We start from the raw sequence: 24,546 nt of genomic DNA, 5'->3' as shown, positions 1-24,546 counted from the left end.
AATCGCGTCTAATGGTTAAACCGGAATGCTATGCACATTAAAAGAATAGTTTATAGTATACTATTTCTAACCTCTTTAGTATTTGATAAAGCACACACACAAGTGCACAGCGTCAATACAAACATGGACAGCAGCCAAATTACCGAGTATCACCTTGGTGGTTTACAAACCGTTTTTGGCAGAACGGGTTTGACGCTTGCTCAGGCAAGAGATACGGTTTCTAAGGGTCTGCATCATAACGGAGATATGACTTTTTTCCGTATTGAAGTAAAGAAGCTTTTTGCACTAGCAGCAAATGCATTTTCAGAAGAGAGAATACGAGATCTAAGTGAAAGGAACTGCGCGCTTAGCACCTATCTGTATTTTGATACATCAGGTGTAAATCTCGAAAATTACTTCTTTATAAATAAAGGACAATCATTTAAGGCTGGAGAAATATGTATATTGGATGGAGCAATCAAAGAAAATCTTACTGGTTGGTTTGCAAAACCTGGTTATACCGAATGGTTATTAAAAAGGAGAAAGTATTTATTAACTGGCTACACCTTTAGCTTTAGGGAGTTGTGTATTTTTAGAAGAGACGGTAAAACCTTTCCAAGATGGATTACGGAGATTCCTGAATCTTTGCAGACAAAGCCGCAAAAAGGCGAGAACAATTGATTATAATGTATTTAGTCGTTCAATAGTTTAATGATTGAATACATAAAAAATGGAATACGTTGAACAACGAAGCTAGCTAGCATTCCAAGCCTCTCCTGTTATAAGGAGGGAAGTGGCTAGTATGTAATCGACTGCCACCGCAACTGGAGCGACTTAGAACGTGAAACCACTCTAGATAATATGTCTTGCCTATTGTGGAAAATAGACAACGGAAAGATCGTAGAGGTGTATAACTCCCCCGGAAGACTTGCATAAGGTAGATGCGCTTTTCGGGGAGGTTTATGCGTAATTTTAAGGGACCAATGTTGTCTTATTAGCATGAAAACCTATTTAGAAACAGACAGGCTGACACTAAGAGAAATCGTCCCAGAAGATGCTGATGGAATGTTCGAACTGGATTCCGATCATGAAGTACATAAATACTTAGGAAACAATCCTGTAAAGAACAAAGAGGAAGCAAGGAAAAACATTGATTTCATACGGCAGCAATATATCGAAAATAAGATTGGCCGTTGGGCAGTAGTGGAGCGAAGCTCAAATCAATTTATAGGATGGGCAGGTTTAAAGCTGATTAAAGAGACGATCAATAATCATATTGATTACTATGATCTAGGTTATAGGCTAATAAAAAAATTCTGGGGACGGGGTTATGCAACAGAAGCTGCAAAAGCAACACTCTCATACGGTTTTGACAAACTCAATTTACCAGAGATATTTGCGATCGCAGATTGCAACAATACAGGATCAAATAAAATATTAACCAAAATAGGTATGACTCACGAAGAGGTGTTCTTTCTAAATGGAATTAAGTGCAATTGGTATCGAATTGGCAGGGAGGAATTTAATGATTATACATAAAAATGGCATCACAGATTGTGATACCTGGAAATATGGAAGTTTTACAGTCACAATTTTCGACCTCCGATTAATGGAACGTTATAGCTAAACAACAAAACCTAATCTATGACCAAAACCAAATCACCAAACGAAAGCCTAATCATCCCTGAAGAAGTAGTGATGAATCAGATCTACTATATCCGCGATCAAAAAGTGATGCTAGACAGGGATTTGGCGGAATTGTATGGAGTGGAGACAAAGGTATTAAATCAGGCGGTTCGTCGTAATATCGACAGGTTTCCTGAGGATTTCATGTTTGAACTATCACTAAAAGAATATGAATCTTTAAGGTCACAAATTGTGACCTTAAAGACAAGAGGCGCCCACAGTAAATATCTTCCCCATGTTTTTACTGAGCAGGGCGTTGCTATGCTCTCAAGCGTATTAAATAGCAAACTGGCTATACAAGTAAATATCCAAATCATAAGGATATTTACCAAGCTTAGACAAGCATTAGCTGACAATACGGACCTACGGCTAGAGATCGAGTATATCAAAAATGCGTTGGAAAAACAAAGCCGCACACAGGAGAGTCAGAATAAAAATATTGACCTTATATTTTCTTACATAGATCGCCTTCAAGAAAAAATTGAGACAAAACCATCTACGGATAAGAAAAGAATTGGATATGAGATAACTGGAAATAAATGATTATGATACTAGAATCAGCTATATTATATGTAAAACCTGAATTACAGGAACAGTTTGAAAAAGATTTTCAAACAGCAGGGCAATATATTAGCTCGATTAAGGGATACATCAGGCACTCGCTGTCCAAATGCATCGAGCAACCAGACAAATATCTTCTATTAGTAGAATGGGAAACTTTAGAAGACCATACTATTGGTTTCCGCGAATCACCGAAGTATCTGGAGTGGAAGAATTTGCTACACCATTACTATGATCTATTTCCAATAGTGGAACATTATACAAGCGTAATTTCAAACAACATCTAACATATAAATCTAAATATATGGAACAAAATCATCCGAACGTAGCACTCATACACGAGTTCTTCCGCATCTATGCCAGCAATGAAACCGATCAACTCGGCAATGTACTAGCAGAAGACATCAAATGGCACATTCCAGGTAAGCATCCTCTAGCGGGAACCAAAGTCGGTATACCAGCTGTAGTAGAATACCTTGGACAACTAAGCAAAGCGGCCTTCCAAGCCTCTCCTATTGTAACGGGTGTAACTGATCAATATGTGATCGACTGCCACCGCAACTGGAGCAATTTAGAAGGCAGCACCAATTTAGATAATATGTCATGCCTCCTATGGAAAATAGACAATAGTAAAATCGTAGAGGTTTACAACTTCCCAGAGGACCAACATAAGGTAGATACGTTTTTTGAGGAAGTTTATGGGTAGCTAACTTAGGAAAGGTAAAAAGAATATAGAGAATATGGGACTATTAAATTTCATCGACTTGAGTTCTCGGCAAATATTTTTTGTTTTGCCTTTACTTATTGCATGTGTCTACACTTTATACAACTGCATTACGAATCCAAATCTTACCAGTAGGGAGCGCCTGATCTGGCTACTAGCTATCTTACTTTTTCCTGTAGTAGGTTGTGTGTTTTATTTATTCTTTAACAAAGATCGCCGTGCACCACGGAAAGTGATGAGGAAATGATAATCGTTCATTAAACCTAAACCAATGACCAAAACTAAATCAAACGAAAGCTTAATCATCCCTGAAGAACTGGTGATGAATCAGATATATTACATTCGGGAACAGAAGGTAATGTTGGATAGAGATCTTGCCGAACTGTACGGAGTGGAGACAAAGGTATTAAACCAGGCAGTTCGTCGTAATATCGACAGATTTCCTGAGGATTTCATGTTTGAACTATCACCAAATGAATATGAATCTTTAAGGTCACAATTTGTGACCTTAAAGACAAGAGGCGCCCACAGTAAATATCTTCCCCATGTTTTTACTGAGCAGGGCGTTGCTATGCTCTCAAGCGTATTAAACAGTAAACTGGCTATACAAGTAAATATCCAAATCATAAGGGTATTTACCAAGCTTAGACAAGCATTAGCTGACAATACGGACCTACGGCTAGAGATCGAGTATATCAAAAATGCGTTGGAAAAACAAAACCGCACACAGGAGAGTCAGAATAAAAATATTGACCTTATATTTTCTTACATAGATCGCCTTCAAGAAAAAATTGAAACAACACCATCTGTGCAAAAGAAAACGATCGGATATGAAATAAAAGGAACACAGAACAATTAATAAAACCAGCTAACACATAAACCTGATAATATGGACACAAATCATTCGAACGTAGCACTCATACACGAATTCTTCCGGATCTATGCAAGCAATGAAACTGACCAGTTAAGTAATGTACTAGCAGAAGACATCAAATGGCACATCCCGGGCAAGCATCCGCTAGCAGGAACCAAAGTCGGCATACCAGCTGTAGTAGAATATCTAGGCCAACTGAGCAAAGCCGCATTCCAAGCCTCTCCTATTGTAATGGGCGTAACCGATTAATTTGTGATCGACTGCCACCGTAACTGGAGTAACCTAGAAGGTGAAACCAATTTGGATAATATGTCATGCCTCCTCTGGAAAATTGAGAATGGAAAGATCGTAGAGGTGTATAACTTCCCAGAAGACCAGCATAAGGTAGATGCATTTTTTGGAGAGGTTTATGGGGAAAATATGTAAGAGGAAGCAGACTACACAGAGGCTAGGTAACACTAGATTCAATATAGGGTACCCGGGAAACTAAAAAGATATGTTCAATAGTACTGAACATACCTTTTTAATGACCGTCAAACAAGCGACTTATAATGTTAATGCTATTCTCCGCTCTATTTCAGCTTGGAGGCTTTGAAACCATTCTTGATACACCCTTGGCTCATAGATCATCTTTTCTTTATTATCTTTATTAACGTGTCCCCAATAACCGTTAGTACTAGTTTCTGCACCTTCATACATGGTAATCTTTACCTCGGTTAAGCCTTCGTTAATTTCTTCTATATAAAACATTGCTTTAGAAGTACTAGCATCTTTCGCCGTTCCGAGCAAAAATCGCTGGGTGGCAGCATTTTTATTTTCAATACGTTTGCTTGCATTGATAAGTCCTGTTCCTTTATCCGCGCGATCTACTATATAGCTTTCAGACTGGAGCAAGCTCATGACCGATTTAAAGATGAGCTCTCGATCTACTTCAAATTGTTTGGTAGTCATCATTTTAACCTCGGTCGGTGATTTGGTGATCATCCTGGTGGCACAAGATGTTAATAATACCACAGTGCATAATAGTAAAAGTACTTTTTTCATAAACAATTTATTAATTAAAATGGTTAATACGCGGTTGATACAACGGAGTAGCCAGATACAACGTCGTCTTCATTAAAAGTAATGATGAGGTCAAAAGATTTACTGGTACTGCTTTGACTGGCACGCTGTCCAGAAAAAAAATCAGTGGACCCTGCTTTCTGTTCTACAGACATTCGGTTATAACTCCAAACTTCTTTATTCGATTTATTTTTAGAGACCAAGTTAGGGGCACCAAAAAGCTTTAGGATTTCTTCCTGCGAGGTCTGCCCCTTTTTTATTTGGCTCTTAACCACGCCCATTGTAAGGTTACTTTTTTGAGCATTAGCCTCTGTACCATATTTATAACTACGGCAAGCGGTGAAAGATAGAACCAAAAGACTTAATAATAATAGTTTATTCATCTGTTTTATGTTTTTGCAAAGCTATTTAATAGATAGCTACTGATATTACGGGAATCCGTAATGCGACAAACTTATTCTTGGCTATTTTGCCTATCGTTTATGTTTCTCAGCTATCTTTCCATAATGACACAAAGTAATAAACGAACTATGCATCCTATGTACACACTTCGCCCTGAACCTTTGCACGTCCACTGCATTGGAAAACGTATCTTCGTATGAAATACTAGATGAATCAATATGGCCACTAATAAACACGCAATTATCCGTTATGAAGCATTGGATCGGTGCTTTTCCAATAAGGGTCGAAAATTTTTCATCGATGATCTAATCGTTTACGTATCGACAGCCATCGAAGAATATAGTGGCGTAAAAGGTTCTATATCACGCAGACAGATCTTCAAAGACATGGATTTCATGCGCAGTGAAGCCGGATTTCGCGCACCGATCGAATCCTATAAGGAAGGGAAAAAGACCTACTACCGTTATTCAGACAGAAGCTATTCGCTTGCTATGCAACAGATCAATCCAGTCGAAGCCGATCTTCTGAAAACGACATTGGATATGCTGGGAAGATTTAAAGGATTGCCACAATTTGACTTTGTCCAAGAGCTGGCCTTGAAATTAAAAAAGAGTTTTCAATTGGAAGAGCTGGATGAATGTATATTTTTTGATCAAAACGAATATCTGAAAAATCTACACTTCCTAGGCGATCTGTTAAAAGTTATCCAGGATAAACGGGTACTAAGGATACGATATCAGTCATTCAACCAGGATCGGGAAGAAAGTTTTCTGCTTCATCCTTATTTCCTAAAGCAATACAACAAACGCTGGTTCTTATTCGGTCAACGGGAAGATTTTGAAAACTGGAGTAGCCTGGCCTTAGACCGAATCATTGATTTTTCAGTTGAGCATGACGAAGTTTATAAACCAGCAAATATTCATCCAGATGAATATTTTGAAGATCTGATTGGCGTAAGTAAACCTGTCGAATTAACCGCTCAACTTGTTCGGATCAAAATCAATAAGAGCCTTTGGCCTTATATCGACTCTAAGCCGCTACACCCCTCTCAAAAGATCTTAGAAAAAAAGGAAGACTACACGATTATACAGCTGGACGTGATTCCAAACTACGAATTTTATGCGCAGATACTAAGTTTTGGGCAAGCTGTAGAGGTGATTGATCCCGAAAGTGTTCGATTCACGATGAAGGAAAAGTTGATTGCTATGTTGGGGAATTATTCCACTGAAAACTAGACGATGTATTTTATAATCTCATTATGATCTCAACCGAACGTAAAAAGCGGGCTAAGAAAACTATTTCATTATGTCCCATTTGTAACCTAGAAATCAATAAGGACCTTCTTTCTTTTTTTAGTCACCTAAACGATGTCCATTACCCTGGATTTCAATACTTAAATGGGCACTTCATCCATTATCAAGATGGAAAGTTGTTAGACTTAAAAACTCGTAATATTATTGAATCATTTAGCACAGGCCTTTTAATTCACGAGGCGGACAAATACCTGAAACGCAAAAAAGGTGAGGCGACTTATCAAATTGACAAATGTTCTAGGTGTAAAATCTCTAAATCGTTGTTAGCTAAATATCTTATCGATAAGAAATATGAATTTCTTATTTGTAAGAGGTGTAAGCGTAGCCTTCTTAAAACTCAAAATCATGTCAGAATCATCTATAATGCAACGGAGCTAGGCAAACGTTGATTTAGTATTCTAACATTATGGTTATATACCTGATCAATCACTTTTTTTGTGTGCACATACACTGCACAATATTGATTCATCTTTGTCTTAAATAGTTAGCAAAATAATAAGAGAAAATATTTTTACTTTACTCATTAAATTATGAATAAAAATTACAATCAATTAGCTGCCAGCATCCAGCAAAGGTCAAATCCAGAAAATTTAGTTTTGGAGAAATCTTTTTCCGATGAACTTTCTTCCGTTCAATACAATGACCTATTGAGGTATATAACCTTGGCTATGAATGGAGTGGATCCTGCATATACTGAAAAAAGCAAACAAGCAGGCGAAAGAGTCAAAAATCATCTTAAAGAAACACTTTCCGATGTTGTTTACAAGTATCAGGGGTCCGTAATGACTAATACTCATATTAAAGGAACTAGCGATATTGATTTATTGGTCATTACGGATAAGTTCTATACGTTTGATCGTGCCGGTGTTGAAAAAGCATTATCCGATTACAACCAAATGATCTATCTCAAAGAGTCCCAAGTTAATCGTCTAAAAAGTCAGTTGCAAGGTGGGAGTTACGGAACTGATATTGCTCTTCAAGATCTACGGGCAAATCGCCTAAATTCGGAGCATAAACTTAAAGACAAGTATGAGATCTGCGATATTACTCGTCCTAAGTCAATTAAGATTACTAATCAACATCTTAAGCGTGACGTAGATATTGTCATAGCGAACTGGTATGACGACGTAAAATCTGTCATCAATGACAAAAATGATGATTATCGTGGAATTCAGGTCTATAACAAACAATTACATTCAAAAGGAGATGTCGATTATCCATTTTTAAGTATAAAGCGTATTAATGACCGAAGTGCCGATACACAGGGAAGATTAAAAAAAATGATTCGTCTTCTGAAAAACATTAAGGCTGATAGTGATAAGGAAATTGAACTAAGCAGCTTTGATTTTAACGCTATTTGCTACGACATTGATATCAATACCTATAAAAATTTAAATAAATACATGCTTGTGGGTGTAGTTCTGAACAAACTTATTAAGCTTGCGACTGACGGACATTCAGCGGATAACTTAACTTCCGTAGATGGGAGAGAGTATATCTTTAGAAATAATCCCGGAAAATTACAGTCCCTAAGGAACTTGATGGATGAAGTAAGCCTCGTTTTAAATGATTTAAAAACCCAATTATAAGATGAGAAAGAAAAAAATATTTATCGGGTCTTCAAGCGAAGAGCTCGACTTAGCAAATGCAGCAAAAACTATTTTGGAATTTGAACAAGACTTTGAAGTGACAATATGGAATGAAGATGTATGGGAAAAATCTATTTTTAAACTTAACAACAATTATTTAAACGACCTGATTAGAGCTACTTTGCAATTCGACTTTGGGATTCTTATCGGCACCAAGGACGACAAAGTCGAAGTTAGAGGAGACGAATATCTGCAGCCAAGGGATAACATATTATTCGAATTGGGACTATTTATCGGAAGGTTAGGATTAAATAACTGCGCTTTTTTAATTGATAAAGACATCAAGCTTTTATCAGATATTAAAGGTATTTCATTGGCACGTTTTGAAAGAAACAAAATGGATACATTCACCAATGCGATAAGTCAAATTAAGGATTTATTCAGAAATCAAATCGATTCCGGAATTAACTTTTTCCCCTCTTCGACCCTAGCAGCCGTTTATTATGAAAACTTTGTAAAGCCAACTTGTCTACACATAATCAAAAACAACGGAATCGTAAATGACGATGGGAAAAAATATGAGGATTGTATAATAAAAATCATCATTCCAGAAAAATTGACATCTGACGTAAATAGCCAGTTTCAGACGTTGAAAAAGAAGTTTCAAACGAAGAAGCTGACTTTTGATTATTTGGGCAGACCTAGACATATCGATGTAGAGATCTTGGTTAAAGATGGAAAATTATTTGTTATAGACTTTCCTACGGTTTTGTCTGGAATTAATTATGCAATTTCCAATTTACTGCCGCACGACTTTAACGCTATGTCCGAGGACTATGAATCTATTTTGAACAGGGAATTTGACAGGTTCATTTATACGCTGAATAAGCTTGCTCTCCGGGATGGTTACAATAATTTAACAACGGTTATCAATGAAAGGGACCTGAAGTAAATGTCTCAAAACCAATTGTTTGTCAGTTTTTTAAAAAACACACAATGAATAGGTATATGTATATGACATAATTGCACGAACAATTTTCCAAGGCATATGAACGGTTGTCTTTGCTTTTAAATCGCATAAAAAGAGCTTTTTCACTATATTTGGTTGCAATGAACGTATGAAACCATAATAACGCATGGCCGAAACCAGTTTCCAATTTTTAGAAGAAGAATTCCCGTTACTATTTAATCTGGCAAAAGCAGCGGAATATAACCTATATCAAGATCCAACGACGTCATTATTCAAATTGCGTCAGTATGGAGAATACATGGCCAAGCAGATATTTGATACCTACGGCATGGACTTGCCCGAAGATAGTAAATTCCAAAACCTGGTGTACCAGCTCCGAAACCAAGGTATATTACCCAGTAATGTCTACGATTATTTTACCATTCTTCGGAAACAAGGAAATGATGCCGTTCATGAATATAAAGGCACCACTGACGAGGCGACTTCGTCGCTTTTTTCAGCATTCAAACTAGGTAAATGGTTTTACGAATCCTATTCCGTTAAGAACAGGAATATTGCCGATATCAAATTCCATAAACCGGAAAATCTCGATGCGCGCTATGCTTTACATTTGTTGGAAGAAGAAAACAAAGCGCTAAAAGAACAATACGACCAATTGCTTCTACAACAGAAAACAGTTAGCCAGGAACAAAGACAGGCCTTTACCGAGCGCGCAAAACGCTCCGCCTCTAAATTAGATATGGACGAGGCGCAAACGCGTGAGCTCATCGATGTCAACTTGCGGAAGATGGGTTGGGAAGCCGATACAAAATTGCTGAATGCCAAGATCCATAAAGCACAACCGGAAAAAGGCCGGAATATGGCTATAGCTGAATGGCCGGTAAAAGGTGGATATGCGGATTATGCCTTGTTTATTGGTACCAGCTTGTATGGCGTGGTCGAGGCAAAAAAATACGGACAAGACATTTCTACCAATCTGGATCAAAGCAAGCGCTACGCGCTGAACATTATTCCACAGGAAGGAATTGAAATATTGGGAGAATGGCAAGGTTATAAAGTGCCCTTCCTTTACTCCACCAATGGAAGGGAATACCTCCAACAGATTGCGACAAAAAGTGGTATATGGTACCTCGATGTGCGGGAGCCATACAACAACTCCAAATCCATTAAAGGATTCCATAGTCCGGATGACTTACGAAAGAAATTCGAACAGGATATAGCCCTGGCTAATAAAAAATTGCAAGCAAATTCATTAGATTTTTTGCAATCGAAAACGGGGCTTAGTCTGCGTGACTACCAGATCAAGGCCATTGAGGCTGTAGAAAGTGTCGTTGTTAATCATCCCGAAGTGGACCGGGCATTATTGGCCATGGCGACCGGAACAGGCAAGACGCGTACCATTATTGGACTCGCTTACCGGCTCATACAAACCAACCGTTTCAAACGTATCTTGTTTTTAGTAGATCGTACTTTATTGGCTAAGCAAGCTTTAGACGGTTTTAAAGATTATAAAGTGGATGATCTCAAGAGCTTCAACGATATCTACCATATTGAAGGGTTGAAAACCACTTGGCCGGATATCGATAGCCGCATCCATTTTGCAACGGTGCAAAGCATGGTCAAAAGGCTATATTATGGTGACAGTGAAGATAAAGCATTAAGTATAGATGCGTATGATTGCATTATCGTTGATGAAGCGCACCGTGGGTATTTGTTGGATAAGGAAATGGATGATGAAGAAATCTATTTCAAGGATCAGGACGATTACGTCAGTAAGTACCGTCAGGTGCTTGATTACTTCGATGCCTTTGCCGTAGGGTTGACAGCCACGCCGGCATTGCATACCACGGAAATTTTCAATAAACCGGTATTCAACTATGGTTTGCGGGAGGCGGTGCTGGACGGTTATCTGGTGGATCAGGATCCGCCGATCAGGATTACAACCCAACTGTCCGAGGAAGGGATTGTCTGGGAGAAAGGCGAAAAACCTACGGTATACGACAAAGAAGGTAATCAAATCGTAGAGCTTGATGAATTGGACGATGAGCTCAAGTTTGATATTTCGGGGTTCAATAAGCGCGTTATTACCGAGAACTTTAACCGCACGGTGCTCCGGGAACTGGTGAATCATATTGACCCAGACGGGGAAGCGAAAACCCTAATCTTTGCCGCGACAGACGAACACGCGGATATGATCGTCAAAATCCTGAAAGAAGAATTTAACGAAGCGGGTATCCCGATACCAGATGATGCGGTAGCCAAGATTACCGGCAAATCCGACCAGCCAGAGGATAAGGTCAAACGTTACAAGAACGAGAAATACCCAAATATTGCCGTCACCGTAGATTTGCTGACCACCGGTATCGATGTACCAGCCATCTGCAATCTGGTATTTATGCGTCGGGTACGCTCGCGCATCCTCTATGATCAGATGATCGGCCGTGCCACGCGGCTGTGTCCCGAGATCAATAAGGAGAGTTTTCGGGTTTTTGATGCGGTCAACATCTATGAAAGCATCAAGGACTATACAGAAATGAAACCGCTGGTGGTCAACCCCTCAGCCGATTTCAGTACATTAAGCCGTGAATTCCAATACATACAAACTGAAGAAAGAGCCGCCCAGCAAGTGGACCAGATCATCGCTAAATTACAACGGAAGCAACGTGCCGCAGGATTGGACGCTGAAAAAATCAAATACTTCACCGGAGAAGATTCATTGGATGATTTTATTCTAAGCGTTCGAGACAAGCCTATTGCTGAACAGATCAAATTGCTATCCGAAACGAATGAGCTCTGGCAATACCTCGACGAGTTTAGACCAACACCTGCTCATCAATTTTACTCCAACCATGCAGATGTGTTAAGGGATGTGACCGTTGGTTATGGAAAAACTGAAAAGCCCGAAGATTATATCGAAGGGTTCAAGCAATTCCTGGAGGGAAACCAAAATGAGATAGCCGCGTTGAAATTGATCGCAACGTCGCCTACCCAATTAAAGCGTAGCGATTTAAAAGAACTGATCCTATTGTTGGATACAAAAGGGTATACGGTTCGTACCTTGCGCGAAGCGTGGAAAAATGCGAAAAAGCAAGACGTGGCAGCCGATATTATAGCCTATATACGAACGCTGTTGTTAGGCTCAGCGTTGGTAAGCCTGGAAGATCGGGTCAAGCAGGCTTTTGAGAAATTGTATAAAGAACAGAACTGGACTGTACCACAGAAAAATCTGCTCCAACGCATTGAGAAGCAAATGATCGCGGAGACCATCGTCACCATAGAAGATCTGGATAAAGAACCCTTTTCAGAAATCGGAGGTTTTGAAAGGATCAATAAAAGATTTGAGAACCACCTGCCGGATATTTTGCAGAAAATCAATGCCTACATGTATAACGGTAATCAAACGGCCTAGCTGAACAATACTTTTTAAGTATGTTCCGACTTAGAAGGGATCTAAAACTATATTGAGAAACAATTTAATGGATACAAATAATACGACAACATAAAAAATGAGCGCAGAAGAAATTGCACAAAAACTTTGGAACCTCTGTAACGTCCTACGTGACGATGGAGTCACCTATCACCAATACCTAAATGAATTGACATATATCCTCTTCCTCAAATTATCTGAGGTTCGGAAGTTTGATCAGGAAATCCCGAAAGAATACCGTTGGGACAAATTCAAAGCTATAAAAGATAATAAGGAGCTATACGACACCTATCGTGAATTGCTGGCGACGATTTCATCGAAGACCGACAATGCGACCATCAAAGAGATTTATACCAACGCCTCCAGTATGCTTCGTAAGCCTGTTAACCTGCGTACGTTGGTTACGGCCATTGATGGCATCGATTGGTTTGAGGACACCGAAAAAGATCAGATAGCTACGATCTACGAAGAGCTGCTGGAGAAAAATGCCAATGAAAAGAAATCTGGTGCAGGCCAATATTTTACACCACGCCCTTTAATCAATGTGATGGTCGACTTGGTCGTACCCAAAATCGGCGAACGGTGGAACGACCCCGCAGCAGGCACCTTCGGCTTTATGATCGCTGCGGACCATTACCTCAAACAGAAAACGGATAATTATTTTACGTTGGGCGAGAAGGAAAGACACTTTCAAAAGTACGAAGCTTTTACCGGCTGCGAGTTGGTGCAAGATGCTCACCGTTTAGCCTTGATGAATGCCAAATTGCACGGCATAGAATCGTCGATTGCTTTAGCCGACACGCTTAGTCAGGAAGGCGAAGCTTTTAAAAATTACGATGGGGTATTGGCCAATCCACCTTTCGGTACGAAAAAGGGAGGTGAACGTCCGACACGTACGGATCTAACTTTCCTCAGCTCTAATAAGCAGTTGAATTTCCTGCAACACATCTATCGCTCACTCAAAAAAAACAGCAAAGCACGCGCTGCAGTAGTTTTACCAGACAATGTGCTGTTTGAAGACGGCGATGGTTTGAAAATCCGTCGAGACCTGATGGACAAATGCAATTTACATACGATACTTCGTCTACCTACGGGTATCTTTTATGCAGCAGGTGTCAAGACGAACGTATTGTTCTTCACCCGTGGCAAGACCGAAACCGGAAACACCAAAAATGTATGGGTGTACGACATGCGCACCAATGCACCCAGCTTTGGTAAGCGAACGCCGTTTACACGTGCAGCATTTGCCGATTTTGTGAAGGCTTACACCGGAGGTATTTCTATCGATGATGTGAAAGAAAAGTGGGAGGGCGATATCGATGAAGCTAAACGCGCTGAGATAGCCAAAGATGATAATCGCTGGCAGGTATTCTCTCGAGATGTTATTGCCGCCAAAGGGGATTCCCTGGATATTGGATTGATCGCCGACAGTTCATTGAGCAATGGCGAAGACCTAGGTGATCCGATTGATATCGCGAAAGAAGCCATGCTTGAACTGCAGGCAATAAATAAAGAACTAGTAGATTTGATAAAGGAGCTGAGTTAAATGGAAAAGTCATTGCCAAAGGGATGGGTAGAAACGGAATTTGGTGTTGTAAATCAACGCTCTGTAACAAAAAATATTGAACCTTCGAGTTTTCCCGAAGAGAGATTTGAGCTATACAGTGTTCCAATTTTCGAAACCGGTCAGCCAGAGATTCAATTGGGAGAAGATATAAAAAGTTCAAAGCAATTAGTGGAGCGCGGAGATGTCCTCGTCTGTAAAATCAATCCAAGAATTAATCGCGTTTGGGTAGTGGGCGATTACTCGAAATTTAGAAAGATAGCATCGTCAGAATGGATAGTCATTGGAAATGAATTAATCAATTCCCTATTTTTAAAATATCAATTTCAATCTAAGCAATTTAGAACTTTGCTACAGAGCGAAGTCTCTGGTGTCGGAGGATCTTTGACCAGAGCAAGACCGAAATTAGTTAACGCTTACCCTCTATTCCTACCTCCACTCCCCGAACAAGAACGCATAGTCGCTAAGCTCGATAAACTTTTTGCGCAGCACGAGAAAATAAAACAAGCGCTCGACCGTATTCAACAATTGCTAAAAGCCTTTCGGCAGCAGGTGTTGACGCAGGCGGTTACTGGGAAGCTTACTGAGCAATGGCGAGAAGGTAAAAATATTGAAAAGTGGAAAATTCTGACAATTTATGAATTAGTGAATGATTTTAGAAAAGATGTTAGGACAGGCCCATTCGGTAGTGCATTAAAGAAGACTGATCATAAGCTTGCTGGCTTACCAGTATGGGGAATAGAAAGTATAGGATCAGATGGAAAATTCACAGGTAAAAATAAGATCTTTATATCTGAAGAAAAAGCAATAGACCTAAGTTCATTTAAAGTTAATGGCGGCGATATTATTATCTCAAGATCGGGGACAGTTGGGGAATTATGTATTCTACCTAAACAATGCGATAATGGGTTTATTTCAACAAACCTATTAAAGATTTCATTGGACAAACAGGTTATCAATAGCCGATTTTTTTGTTGGATGTTTAAAGCTGATCCAGATATTATGGAAGATTTGAAAGAACAATGTAAGGGGTCAACCCGGCTATTTTTAACGCAGACGATATTAAAAAATTTACTATATAAAACTCCACCTCTCCAAGAACAACAAGAAATCGTCCGGCGAGTAGAAAGCCTATTTACCAAGACCGATGTTATCGAAGCTCGCTATCACGAGCTTAAACGCAAAGTCGACAAGTTACCACAGGCCATATTAAACAAAGCCTTGAAAGGCGAGCTGGTTCCACAGCTTCCAAGTGATGGCGATGCCAAAGATTTATTGGAAGAGATTTTGGTGTTGAAGAAAGAGGTAAAGGGACAAAAGAAAAATAGAAATATATAGTCCTCAAATCATGGAAGCAATCATCCATTGGATAAAAGGAGTATGGAAAGACCCTGTATGGAGTAAGGTGATTTCAGCGGGAATTATCGGTGGAATAATTTGGGTAGGAAAGCTTTTCCCTATATTAAGCGATATACTTACATACCAGATAGACCTGTGGCTCACGCTTATCTTTGTTATCATTACGTTTTTTGTTTCGAAATACTATTCAAACAAAAGGCAAAAAAAGGTTGAGCAATACAACAAACAGAAAATAAATATTGCTAAAAATCTTGCAATTGAAAAAGAACATAATGATAGAGTATGGCGGGCATTTAATGGCTTAGAGGAACAACACTTAAGGTTGCTAAAGGCTATTTATGAAATGTCATTGTCTGATCCGGATGATAAGACATCTCGTATGCTTAGTGGATCGGATTTGCGTATTTATGCGACAAGCATAGAAATGACAAATATACCAACAGGCGACAGGACATATAGACCTTGTATTATGATTGATTACATTGGAGATAAGGCACATTTAACATTTGATCTGTACTTCTACGAATTACTCCGAAATTATTGTATCACTAACGAGAAAAAGAAAATGTAAAGATGATCAAATAGATCACTTAAAATAAAACCATGAACGACCCAAGATATCAACTATTAAAAGATTTTTTAGCCGAGTGGCCCAATGTACCGAGGACACGATATGTTTAATAACATAATTCAACTATGCACTTCTTGTGCACAGATAAACCGGATTTTTGCACGATAATCATTAAATAATCGGAACTATGGCGAATAAAATATATTCAAATCCAGCAGATGCTATCTCGTTCAAGATTTTTGGCGTTTTTGATGCGTTTAGAAGTAATCAGAAATTACATAACAGAGAAGACTTATTACAAATCGTTCTTCTGTTTGTATCCTTATATAAGGACGGTTTAATCAGTGAAAAATCGTTCATTACTGGTTTTGGCATACCTGATCTTAGAACACATATTTTAAATTCAGAGCTAAATGAACAGGCTAAGCAGTATTATTTATTGATTATTGATGCGCTAAGTGGTTCTTTGTCAGTAGTTTTTAGCGAACCCATGGATTATTTTTCTTTCCTTATTTTTCAAATGGAGGAAGAAATTCTTAGGCACAATTTTGCTGGTATAATTGACAATGTTATCTATAGGGTTTCGCAATCCCAAGGAAGATATGCTGGTGAGTTTATTCAGCCACTTGAACTAACTCGTTTTATGTGTGGCTTGGCTGATTTAAAAAAAGATGCCAAAGTGTTCAATCCTTTTGCCGGCTTAGCTTCCTTTGCTGTTTATATTAACCAAGGTCATGATTACTTGGGACAAGAGCTTAATCAAAAAGCATGGGCTTTAGGCGCTTTGAGAATGATGGCGTACGAGAGACTAAATAACTCAAGATACGTCTGTGACGATTCGATATTACATTGGCCAGCTCGGTCAGAAAAATTTGACTTAATTCTTTCCACCCCTCCTTTCGGAATGAGACTTGGACATCAATACAAAGATATTGAACCCGATCTTAGAACAATCGAGCAGTTTTTATTTGAAAAGGGTGTAAAATCTTTGAAGCAAAACGGTAAGTTAATTGCACTTTTACCGCAAGGCTTCCTTTTCAGAGGTATGCAAGAGCAACGTTTAAGGGAACATCTGGTTGAAAAGGATTTAATTGACTCGATTATTTCGTTGCCCGGTGGCTTATTATTAAACACAGGAATTCCATTAATCATTTTGGTACTGGCAAAAGCCAAGGAGTTGCCCGGTAGAGTAAAATTCGTTGATGCCAAGAAGTTTGTAATTGAAAAGGGTCCTAGAGAAAAGGTACTGAATGATCATGGCCTAAACAGCTTAATCCATAGTGACAAAGGCGATGAAAACGTTGTTCGGATTGTTTACAATGAGCAAATCCGTGACAACGATTACAACCTCAGTGTGGCACGCTATTTCAAAAAGCAAATTGACGGTGCAAAACTTGGTGATATTCTAAAGTTAGTTAGAGGTCAAAGAGGCGACCTTCCCGAAACAGGCAAACTAATTCGCATACGTGATTTAAAAGACGATAAAATTGATTTTACGCTTGATGTTTCTAATATGGAAGAAACCGAATTGCGACGACATGGCATTCATCTTGTTTCAGAATCTTGTCTTCTCCTAGCAGTCCGTTGGAAAACCCTAAAGCCAACACTTTTTGAATTCAAAGGCGAACCTATTTTCAGAAGTCAGGATATTTTATCCTTCACGGTTAATGAAACAATAATCGACAAAGCCTATTTGGTCAACGAGCTTCATGCCGATTATGTGCAGGAGCAACTTAAATCATACCGTTTGGGTTCTTCGATGCCTTTTATTCGTAGCGATGATTTGATGGAGGTCGTAATTAAACTTCCTTCAATAGAAGAACAACGAGCTAAAATTCAAGGGATTTACGAGTTGTCGGACAAAATTAAAAGTCTCCAACAAGAGCGTAATGCATTGGCCCATGGCAAGGCTATAAAGCAATTCAATGAATTTGCTTCGTTGAAACATACCCTGGGCAGACCTAGACAAAATATTCTTGATTGGTCTGACAACTTACTGGATTTCTTAAATAAGGAAAAAGAAGGTTTTGTAGCATTGAACAAAGCCTTTTTCGAATTCTATGATATTGATATTATCTCTGCTCTAAAAGAAATCAAGCGTGATGTAAACTTCATCACTGATGTGCTTGAAAAGGGTGAGAACGGATTTGTTTTATCTGAGTATGCAAAGCAAGTAGTTTCACTATCCGATATCAATAGTATCATCAACGAATTGTCAAATAACGGATTTAACTTCAAAATAAAGAAGCTCCTACTGAAAGGTGATAAGCTGAAAGAAAGAGGTATCTATGCCAATAAGACGCTTTTCAAGACATTACTGGATAACATTCTGACAAATGCGAACAAGTATGCTTTTGAAAAGAAAACTCCAGGCAACGAAGTAGTTATTGAATTAACCGAGGTTGATGACTCTCTTACTATGGAGATCAAAAACAACGGTAAACCATTTCCAAAGAACTTCGACAGAGAGAAGTTTATAACTAAATACTCGACAGCCGATTCAAATAACGGGAGTGGCTTAGGCGGATACGATATACACAGAATTGCAACTGATTTTAATAATCCGGACTGGATTCTATCATTGAACGAAGATCCTTTCTTTTTGGTTAAGTTCAAATTTCAATTCCCAATTAAACTGATTAGCTGATTATGGAAGAAATATTCTATAATATTTTGTGGATAGACGATGAGCATGAAACGCTTACTGGCACTAAAGGCCGTGCAAAGAGAAATGGCATTAATTTGATGCCATTCAAGTCGTTAAATAGTGGTATGAATGAGTTGGAAAGGAATTACCCTTTATATGATGGCGTATTGCTTGATGCCAAATTCTTTGAAAACGAAGACGATGTTAAAGGCTCTGAAGACACATACAATGTGCATCGAGCCAAAGAGAGATTGCTCCAATTAAAAAAGAAATTTGAAATATTCATCCTAACCGGACAAGCGGAAGCATATGAGGATAAAACCTTCAATAAGGTTTTTGCCAAAGTTTACAAAAAGGGCAGTGATGAAGAGATTGATCGATTGTTTTCTGACATAAAGTTTGCTGCAGCCATCCAGGAAGACACTCAGATTCGGCACAATTACAAACGTGTTTTTGATGTTTGCACAGAAAAATACATAGGCGAACTTGCAGGACAGGATATTTTAAGCCTGTTGAAAGTCAACGATGAAACCAACATTGACAATCACTTTAATTCCATTAGGAAAGTGGTTGAAGACCTTTTTATCGCCTTCAACAAATACAATTTACTTCCTATTGAATTTGTTACACCTAGTGTAGCTTTGAACGAAAGCAGTAAGTTTTTGGCAGGCAAAAGTTCTGATGGTTCACTTTTTTCCGAAAAGGGGTATCAGCATTTAGGAGAAACACACCTCCCCAAACAAATTGCCTTCTACTTGCGGGGCATTTTGTCAGTAACGCAAGCAGGTTCACACAGATCCGACGTTGACTTATATGTAAAGACAATCAAAACGCCTTTTCTTTTTAAGAGTGTGTTCTTTCAGCTTTTAGATGTACTGGCATGGTTTAAAATTTATGTGGATGGTAATCCAAAAGCCGGGAATTGGGTGAAAGTGGTGGAAATATCAACCCAAGCAACTAAACCAAAGGCAGAACTGATTCATGGCAAAGTCATCAATATAAATACCCAAAAGGGATTTGCATTTTTCAAACCTGATACAATCGGAGATAACATTTTTATTCCGCCACATTTGGTTACTAATCATTCTTTAAGTGAAGGTATGCCAGTGGAGGTTGAAATTGAGGAATATATAGACAACCGCACTAGGGAATTAAAAAATAGGGTTAAACGAGTTGAAATAGGCATTTAAACTCTTACATATTTTTCAAGCACATTGCTATGATAAACGTTATATCGGCAGAAATTCCATTTTGGTGGGCCACAACGCCATCAAACTATAAATAATGCACTTTTGCCTCATTGGTGGCTTTATTAGCTAAATTTTCGGTTTTATGAACGCTAGATACCTTCTCCCAGCATCCGAAATCTTGTAACGTTGATTTGGGTGAGTGATATTATTAGGATGCTCTAGCTGGATTTATCCAATCCGATTTTCTTTTGAGCTCTATAAATCAGTACATATAAATGATGAAAGTTTTAGAGGTAAATATATTTTGTCTGGCCTATGCTTAATGTAATCTTTCTTATTATCATCCCACAAAAAGCCTGGTCTAATTAAACTAAAATCATTCGTTTTTGTTACAGACTGAACGTAGGTATAGCCCCAAGGTGATTTGTAAATAATTTGACCTTGACCTGCGGATGTATCAAAGTTCTTATCTTCAAGCTGTTCAATTACTTTTATAAACGATGGACAAAGTTTTGCGTAAAATATCTCTAAGTTCTTTTCAAATCCTTTAATCCTGTCTTTCAACCGAGAAATTCTACTATTAATCTTGGTTTTTAACTCTGCGAAGTTGTTATTGAAATCATCGACATTCCTGCAACCTAAATAATGGAGTGCATTTAAAGTCATCGTAAAAAAGTAATGCAATTCATCAGCTTTCCATCGATTGTTTATTAAGCAAACAATTGTACTTACAAGTGCTTCCTTTTTTAATTCCTCAATCTTCGTTTTCGTATAGTCAAATTCATACTCTTTAAATCCGCATCTTGCCAGCATCAAAAAGCCACCAATTAAGTTTAAACAGCAACCTTTTACATTGTTATTATCATAGTTATCCACAAACGGCAAATAACTAAAAAAATGCTGTGTGCCCTGTTCGTCATATTTTTCAGACTTTCCTCCGTATTCAGCCATCAACTCAATAGCAATCAAATACTTGGTTAAATCTGTAAGTGTAGGCCTGTATACTTCTGGACGATTACTTCCATAAAGAATTTCTTGCTGGTTATCGTAAAGATTATTAAAGTAGCTTATTAACTTTCTTTTTTCAGATTTAAGCACAGCAAAAGAGAGGTTACGAACCGTTGCCACTTCTCCTTCCTCATTTCCATCTATCTTACCTAAATCGTCTTCTTGTTCATCAATACTTATATCAGCTTGCTTATTTGTTGAAATTCCATTTAAGTTGACGAACATTAAAACATCTAAAACACGTAGAGAAAGAGAAGAAAGTAGAAGGTTTTTTTCAAATCCTGAATTGTCTATTGGTTTATAAGAAGAGAGGTCGTAAAGTTTTTCAGGTTCTTTGTCTTCTTTCAGTTTTGTAACCGTATTTCTTCTACTGTCTAAAAAGCTAGCTCCTGTCTCATTTTCTGTTTCATCAAAGATTGCATAATGTAGCAAGTCTAGAACTTTGCTTAGCTCTCCATTTTGAATTTCGCTATAAATTTTTTCAATTTTCTCTGTCTTTGGATCAGGATGCGTTTTCGCCAAAAGGAAATAATCTGAAATCAAAAGTTTATTAGAGATACTCTCGTCATTAATATTTCTCAATTGCACATATCGGAAAGTGCCTAATTTTAAATTGAGTTTTGTTTTTAGTTCTTTATCATAATTTGAAAATGCTTTGGAATACAAAAATCGGTTTTGCTTATCGAAGAAGATAACCCTGAATTCATCGTTATAAGTACCATTCGAATGAAGTATAAATTCATCATAAATCATCTCTGCACAAAGCAACTGTACTTCAAATTGATTGTTCTCGGATATAGTTTCATAAATTGATTTATTTGTAGCCGTTGCAAATTCATCGAGGCTTTTACTATTGCTTGTTTTCAGTTTTATGCCTAATTGATTTAGTAATCCCCCTTTTTCTGACTGAACAAGAAGTGAAACTTCTGCATTTGAATTTTTGCCTAATAATCCCAAGCCCTCAGGTGTAATATTGGCACTGCCAAACAAGCAAAATTCTTTGCCATTTTTTGTCTTGAAATGAATAATTTTCCCGTGAAGTTTTGATTTTGAGTTTCCAGATTTTGCATATTGCACTTTGCTTACGCCTGCATCACACCAATCGTAAAATGTAAATGCTTTGCTCACTTGCATTGTAGAAGGGATTAAACCACTTTCATCCAATATAACTTTTACTATTGCTGAAGGAAAAAGATGATTGAGTTCTTGTAATACTTTGCCATTTTTGTCATAATATGGAGAAATGGCAGTTATTTCAACTACTTTCGCATTGCTAAGATGTTTTGAAAGTTCGTTCCAAATAGAAGTTGTTTCAGTATTAAACAGGAAAGCAACCTTCTCTTTTTGCGACGTTTCGAAAAATTGAAATGGTTTTGTTTTTGGTAATTCATTCAGCCATTTAGAATGTTCAAGTATCCATTTTGTAGTTTTTTCATTCATCTGTCCCTTAACTGACGATGAAAACGTTGATAGATAATCCCAAGCTGATGAAAAGATTGATGCATTTTCAGTTGAACGAATATCAAAATGAAATGCGCCCCAAATCTCATCATTGTTGCCATTTCCTGAATTTGTAAGGTTTCCAGAACCAACAATTAGCAACCCTTCTTTTTCACCAAACAACATCCAAATTTTTGGATGGAATACCGACTTTTGAAAAACGGGGTAAAGTGAATAGCCCGGAGAGAGTTGCATTTCTTCTCCTGTGGCTTGTTCCATTAACTTTGAATAATAATGTCCGTCAATAAAAACGTTGATGTTTCTCACGCCACAAGAACGCAACCATTTCATTGCTTTTATTTCAAAAAAATAAAAATCAAAGCTAAAAGTTGTAAGAATTGCAGAATGGTATCTTCTACTTCCAATCAATGTTAATATGTTTTCTCTTTCTAGTGTCATCAGTCAACCAAAAGTTTTTTATGTAATGGCGATAAAATCTTTTGGTCGTTGATTACCTGCAAATCAAACAGGATGTTTTGTAAAGCATTCATTCTTGGCGAAGTGTTTCTCGGAGGAAATGTGTCTATGACACGGATGTATTGTTCCTCAATAAAAAATTTGTGGGTAGCCTGTGAGCCGTTGCCCATTTTTCTGAGTGCAACCATTGAGTGCCTGTAAATAATTTTGCGTAAAATAAATTGTTCTACAAAATCTTGAAGTGTTTCGCTTTCTGCTGTGTGAACTGTCAAGATGCCATCAACCATATTCCCATCCCTTTCTATCTTTTTTCTGTTCATAAATTCTTTTAATGGATGAAGTTGCTCTCTATTATTTTTGAATATTTGAAGCAAAAGCATAAAGCCACTTTTGGCTACTATAACAGGGTCGTTTGTTGCATCAATTTCCTTTTTGATGTTTTCCTCGTCTTCTGTGTCAGGGATTAACTCCAAAATTTCTGTGAGTAAATTTGTTGGTTCTCTGGCATGATTTAGTCCTTTGCATATTTCATTTGTAATGCTGCGTGAAAAATCCTTTACAAACAATGGCAGATATTGGTCTTGTTGAAAGTCGCAAAGGTGTTGTAATACAGCCCCAAATATTGCTCCACAACTGTATTGCCAGTACTCATTTAAGTGGTAGCAGTACCAACCAATATTAGTTTCCGTTTCAGGATTACTACTTGTGCCCAATTTATTTCTGTAACTTTCTAATAGAAATCTACGCCAGTCATAATTATTTCCATTTTTAACAGCTGTATTTAAGAGCGACAAAATTGTTTCCCTTCTGTGAAAAGTAAACCGTTCTTCCATTTCTTGACTTGGTTCGTCTTTGTCCAAAAGCATTTCCACATATAGTTGCCATTCGGCATTTTCTGTTTCTATTGTGTCAATCGCAAAATATTTTATCAGTTCTGAGATATCAGATTGGTAAAGTTTTCCTTTTTTTATATTACTGTAAAACAGCTCTTTTATTTGTGGTGACAATGAAACATCAAAAGCCTCAGCTAATTGTTTCCCAGAAACTTTTTGTCTTGGGTGTGGTTTACTGATGTTATAAATAACATCTCCATCATCATTTACTGCTGTAATAATTAAGGAAAGTGCCTGCATTGCTCCGTAATAATATTGTCCGAATGCACCGGACGGATATTTCCAATAAACGTTTTTGTCAGTGTTGTCCTTGTCTGCTCCTTCGGCTAAGTCAAAATAAGTTTCTTTAGTTGTATTAATTAGGTTTGATGCAAAGTTGCTTCCTGTTATTTGTTGAACTCCTTTACGCTCGCTTTGCATAATTATAGCAATCATCAATTCAGCTCTGCGGATAAAACGGTATTGTTGTTTCGAGTTCCCTTGCTTTTCATTTTTGAAATAAAAATCTAACAGCCAGCAATAAAAACCATAATAGCGAAGTCGGTTTGTCAAGTTAGAAATACCTGGCAACATAGTGGCATAGGTAGCCTCTGATGTTGTTTGAAGTCCTAAAGGATCAAGTCCAGTGATTAGATTTATTGATGCTCCCCAAAATGGATAATTTGATTTGCCTTTTTGTAATACTCCCATTAAAAATTCCTATTGATTTATTAGTAACCTATATTTCTCAAATTTACAAAATAAACTATCTAGATTAGTTTTTTAGCTTTTTACGCGGAGATGAATTGAACCGGAAGCTATTTGCCTGCA

Annotated in this window: 21 protein-coding genes; 17 read left to right on the top strand and 4 right to left on the bottom strand. The window is 37.8% G+C overall.

All coding sequences use genetic code 11. The features are described 5' to 3' along the window. Window positions 1-30: 30 nt before the first annotated feature. The 8 genes from M1D52_RS02435 (at window position 31) to M1D52_RS02400 (ending at window position 4,073) form a co-directional block, all read left to right on the top strand. Window positions 31-660: a hypothetical protein gene (locus M1D52_RS02435; RefSeq protein WP_437393851.1), complete on the top strand. Its 630-nt coding sequence runs from the start codon at window positions 31-33 to the stop codon at window positions 658-660. A 318-nt stretch (window positions 661-978) separates the two neighbouring features. After that, complete coding sequence (locus M1D52_RS02430; protein WP_437393852.1) at window positions 979-1,518, top strand: GNAT family N-acetyltransferase; 540 nt, start codon at window positions 979-981, stop codon at window positions 1,516-1,518. A 105-nt stretch (window positions 1,519-1,623) separates the two neighbouring features. Further along, a complete protein-coding gene (locus tag M1D52_RS02425) occupies window positions 1,624-2,208 on the top strand; it encodes an ORF6N domain-containing protein (protein WP_437393853.1) in 585 nt (194 codons plus the stop codon). Continuing rightward, window positions 2,205-2,513 carry an antibiotic biosynthesis monooxygenase family protein gene (locus tag M1D52_RS02420; RefSeq protein WP_457941695.1) on the top strand — a complete coding sequence of 103 codons (309 nt, stop codon included), beginning with the start codon at window positions 2,205-2,207 and terminating at the stop codon, window positions 2,511-2,513. Before M1D52_RS02425 ends, M1D52_RS02420 begins: the two co-directional genes overlap by 4 nt. A 17-nt stretch (window positions 2,514-2,530) precedes the next feature. Further along, the gene (locus tag M1D52_RS02415) at window positions 2,531-2,932 is read left to right on the top strand and encodes a nuclear transport factor 2 family protein (protein ID WP_437393855.1); all 402 of its coding nucleotides are present in this window, start codon (window positions 2,531-2,533) and stop codon (window positions 2,930-2,932) included. Between the two features lie 34 nt (window positions 2,933-2,966). Further along, a complete protein-coding gene (locus M1D52_RS02410; RefSeq protein WP_437393856.1) occupies window positions 2,967-3,197 on the top strand; it encodes a PLDc N-terminal domain-containing protein in 231 nt (76 codons plus the stop codon). 24 nt (window positions 3,198-3,221) lie between these two features. Beyond that, on the top strand, window positions 3,222-3,809 hold the full coding sequence (locus tag M1D52_RS02405; RefSeq protein ID WP_437393857.1) for an ORF6N domain-containing protein: 588 nt from the start codon (window positions 3,222-3,224) through the stop codon (window positions 3,807-3,809). A gap of 30 nt (window positions 3,810-3,839) precedes the next feature. Next, window positions 3,840-4,073 (top strand): nuclear transport factor 2 family protein, encoded by a 234-nt coding sequence (locus M1D52_RS02400; protein WP_437393858.1) that lies wholly within the window; start codon window positions 3,840-3,842, stop codon window positions 4,071-4,073. A gap of 297 nt (window positions 4,074-4,370) precedes the next feature. Here M1D52_RS02400 and M1D52_RS02395 read toward each other — a convergent pair whose 3' ends face one another. Then, on the bottom strand, window positions 4,371-4,868 hold the full coding sequence (locus M1D52_RS02395) for a hypothetical protein (protein ID WP_437393859.1): 498 nt from the start codon (window positions 4,866-4,868) through the stop codon (window positions 4,371-4,373). A gap of 23 nt (window positions 4,869-4,891) precedes the next feature. Further along, a complete protein-coding gene (locus M1D52_RS02390; protein WP_437393860.1) occupies window positions 4,892-5,269 on the bottom strand; it encodes a hypothetical protein in 378 nt (125 codons plus the stop codon). A gap of 237 nt (window positions 5,270-5,506) precedes the next feature. Between M1D52_RS02390 and M1D52_RS02385 the strand changes: the two genes are divergently transcribed. The 9 genes from M1D52_RS02385 (at window position 5,507) to M1D52_RS02345 (ending at window position 19,918) form a co-directional block, all read left to right on the top strand. Continuing rightward, the gene (locus M1D52_RS02385) at window positions 5,507-6,523 is read left to right on the top strand and encodes a helix-turn-helix transcriptional regulator (RefSeq protein WP_437393861.1); all 1,017 of its coding nucleotides are present in this window, start codon (window positions 5,507-5,509) and stop codon (window positions 6,521-6,523) included. A gap of 608 nt (window positions 6,524-7,131) precedes the next feature. Beyond that, window positions 7,132-8,190 carry a nucleotidyltransferase domain-containing protein gene (locus M1D52_RS02380; protein ID WP_437393862.1) on the top strand — a complete coding sequence of 353 codons (1,059 nt, stop codon included), beginning with the start codon at window positions 7,132-7,134 and terminating at the stop codon, window positions 8,188-8,190. 1 nt (window position 8,191) lies between these two features. After that, window positions 8,192-9,142, top strand: coding sequence for a CBASS system CD-NTase-associated NAD(+) hydrolase Cap12 (gene cap12 / locus M1D52_RS02375; protein WP_437393863.1), 951 nt, complete (start codon window positions 8,192-8,194; stop codon window positions 9,140-9,142). A 184-nt stretch (window positions 9,143-9,326) separates the two neighbouring features. After that, the gene (gene hsdR, locus M1D52_RS02370; RefSeq protein WP_437393864.1) at window positions 9,327-12,569 is read left to right on the top strand and encodes a type I restriction-modification system endonuclease; all 3,243 of its coding nucleotides are present in this window, start codon (window positions 9,327-9,329) and stop codon (window positions 12,567-12,569) included. A 97-nt stretch (window positions 12,570-12,666) separates the two neighbouring features. Further along, on the top strand, window positions 12,667-14,133 hold the full coding sequence (locus M1D52_RS02365; RefSeq protein ID WP_437393865.1) for a type I restriction-modification system subunit M: 1,467 nt from the start codon (window positions 12,667-12,669) through the stop codon (window positions 14,131-14,133). Then, window positions 14,134-15,489, top strand: coding sequence for a restriction endonuclease subunit S (locus M1D52_RS02360; RefSeq protein ID WP_437393866.1), 1,356 nt, complete (start codon window positions 14,134-14,136; stop codon window positions 15,487-15,489). Window positions 15,490-15,499: 10 nt separating this feature from the next. Continuing rightward, window positions 15,500-16,081, top strand: a complete 582-nt coding sequence (locus tag M1D52_RS02355; RefSeq protein ID WP_437393867.1) for a hypothetical protein — start codon at window positions 15,500-15,502, stop codon at window positions 16,079-16,081. 187 nt (window positions 16,082-16,268) lie between these two features. Next, a complete protein-coding gene (locus M1D52_RS02350; protein WP_437393868.1) occupies window positions 16,269-18,728 on the top strand; it encodes an N-6 DNA methylase in 2,460 nt (819 codons plus the stop codon). Window positions 18,729-18,730: 2 nt separating this feature from the next. Then, a complete protein-coding gene (locus M1D52_RS02345) occupies window positions 18,731-19,918 on the top strand; it encodes a S1 domain-containing protein (RefSeq protein WP_437393869.1) in 1,188 nt (395 codons plus the stop codon). Window positions 19,919-20,173: 255 nt separating this feature from the next. Here the strand turns inward: M1D52_RS02345 and M1D52_RS02340 are convergent, their stop codons facing one another. Both M1D52_RS02340 and M1D52_RS02335 read right to left on the bottom strand, forming a co-directional pair. Next, a complete protein-coding gene (locus tag M1D52_RS02340; RefSeq protein WP_437393870.1) occupies window positions 20,174-22,825 on the bottom strand; it encodes a phospholipase D-like domain-containing protein in 2,652 nt (883 codons plus the stop codon). Continuing rightward, complete coding sequence (locus tag M1D52_RS02335) at window positions 22,825-24,426, bottom strand: hypothetical protein (protein ID WP_437393871.1); 1,602 nt, start codon at window positions 24,424-24,426, stop codon at window positions 22,825-22,827. The genes M1D52_RS02340 and M1D52_RS02335 overlap by 1 nt, the downstream gene beginning before the upstream one ends. Between the last annotated feature and the right edge of the window lie 120 nt (window positions 24,427-24,546).

This window comes from Olivibacter sp. SA151 (assembly GCF_054130995.1).
Note: the sequence above shows the minus strand (reverse complement) of the source record. Positions and strands in the feature narration are given on the sequence as shown.

Excerpts from the sequence above, each read along its gene's own strand:
- M1D52_RS02435 (WP_437393851.1), top strand. The coding sequence starts at position 31 with ATGCACATTAAAAGAATAGTTTATAGTATACTATTTCTAACCTCTTTA.
- M1D52_RS02430 (WP_437393852.1), top strand. The coding sequence starts at position 979 with ATGAAAACCTATTTAGAAACAGACAGGCTGACACTAAGAGAAATCGTC.
- M1D52_RS02425 (WP_437393853.1), top strand. The coding sequence starts at position 1,624 with ATGACCAAAACCAAATCACCAAACGAAAGCCTAATCATCCCTGAAGAA.
- M1D52_RS02420 (WP_457941695.1), top strand. The coding sequence starts at position 2,205 with ATGATTATGATACTAGAATCAGCTATATTATATGTAAAACCTGAATTA.
- M1D52_RS02415 (WP_437393855.1), top strand. The coding sequence starts at position 2,531 with ATGGAACAAAATCATCCGAACGTAGCACTCATACACGAGTTCTTCCGC.
- M1D52_RS02410 (WP_437393856.1), top strand. The coding sequence starts at position 2,967 with ATGGGACTATTAAATTTCATCGACTTGAGTTCTCGGCAAATATTTTTT.
- M1D52_RS02405 (WP_437393857.1), top strand. The coding sequence starts at position 3,222 with ATGACCAAAACTAAATCAAACGAAAGCTTAATCATCCCTGAAGAACTG.
- M1D52_RS02400 (WP_437393858.1), top strand. The coding sequence starts at position 3,840 with ATGGACACAAATCATTCGAACGTAGCACTCATACACGAATTCTTCCGG.
- M1D52_RS02395 (WP_437393859.1), bottom strand. The coding sequence starts at position 4,868 with ATGAAAAAAGTACTTTTACTATTATGCACTGTGGTATTATTAACATCT.
- M1D52_RS02390 (WP_437393860.1), bottom strand. The coding sequence starts at position 5,269 with ATGAATAAACTATTATTATTAAGTCTTTTGGTTCTATCTTTCACCGCT.
- M1D52_RS02385 (WP_437393861.1), top strand. The coding sequence starts at position 5,507 with ATGGCCACTAATAAACACGCAATTATCCGTTATGAAGCATTGGATCGG.
- M1D52_RS02380 (WP_437393862.1), top strand. The coding sequence starts at position 7,132 with ATGAATAAAAATTACAATCAATTAGCTGCCAGCATCCAGCAAAGGTCA.
- cap12 (WP_437393863.1), top strand. The coding sequence starts at position 8,192 with ATGAGAAAGAAAAAAATATTTATCGGGTCTTCAAGCGAAGAGCTCGAC.
- hsdR (WP_437393864.1), top strand. The coding sequence starts at position 9,327 with ATGGCCGAAACCAGTTTCCAATTTTTAGAAGAAGAATTCCCGTTACTA.
- M1D52_RS02365 (WP_437393865.1), top strand. The coding sequence starts at position 12,667 with ATGAGCGCAGAAGAAATTGCACAAAAACTTTGGAACCTCTGTAACGTC.
- M1D52_RS02360 (WP_437393866.1), top strand. The coding sequence starts at position 14,134 with ATGGAAAAGTCATTGCCAAAGGGATGGGTAGAAACGGAATTTGGTGTT.
- M1D52_RS02355 (WP_437393867.1), top strand. The coding sequence starts at position 15,500 with ATGGAAGCAATCATCCATTGGATAAAAGGAGTATGGAAAGACCCTGTA.
- M1D52_RS02350 (WP_437393868.1), top strand. The coding sequence starts at position 16,269 with ATGGCGAATAAAATATATTCAAATCCAGCAGATGCTATCTCGTTCAAG.
- M1D52_RS02345 (WP_437393869.1), top strand. The coding sequence starts at position 18,731 with ATGGAAGAAATATTCTATAATATTTTGTGGATAGACGATGAGCATGAA.
- M1D52_RS02340 (WP_437393870.1), bottom strand. The coding sequence starts at position 22,825 with ATGACACTAGAAAGAGAAAACATATTAACATTGATTGGAAGTAGAAGA.
- M1D52_RS02335 (WP_437393871.1), bottom strand. The coding sequence starts at position 24,426 with ATGGGAGTATTACAAAAAGGCAAATCAAATTATCCATTTTGGGGAGCA.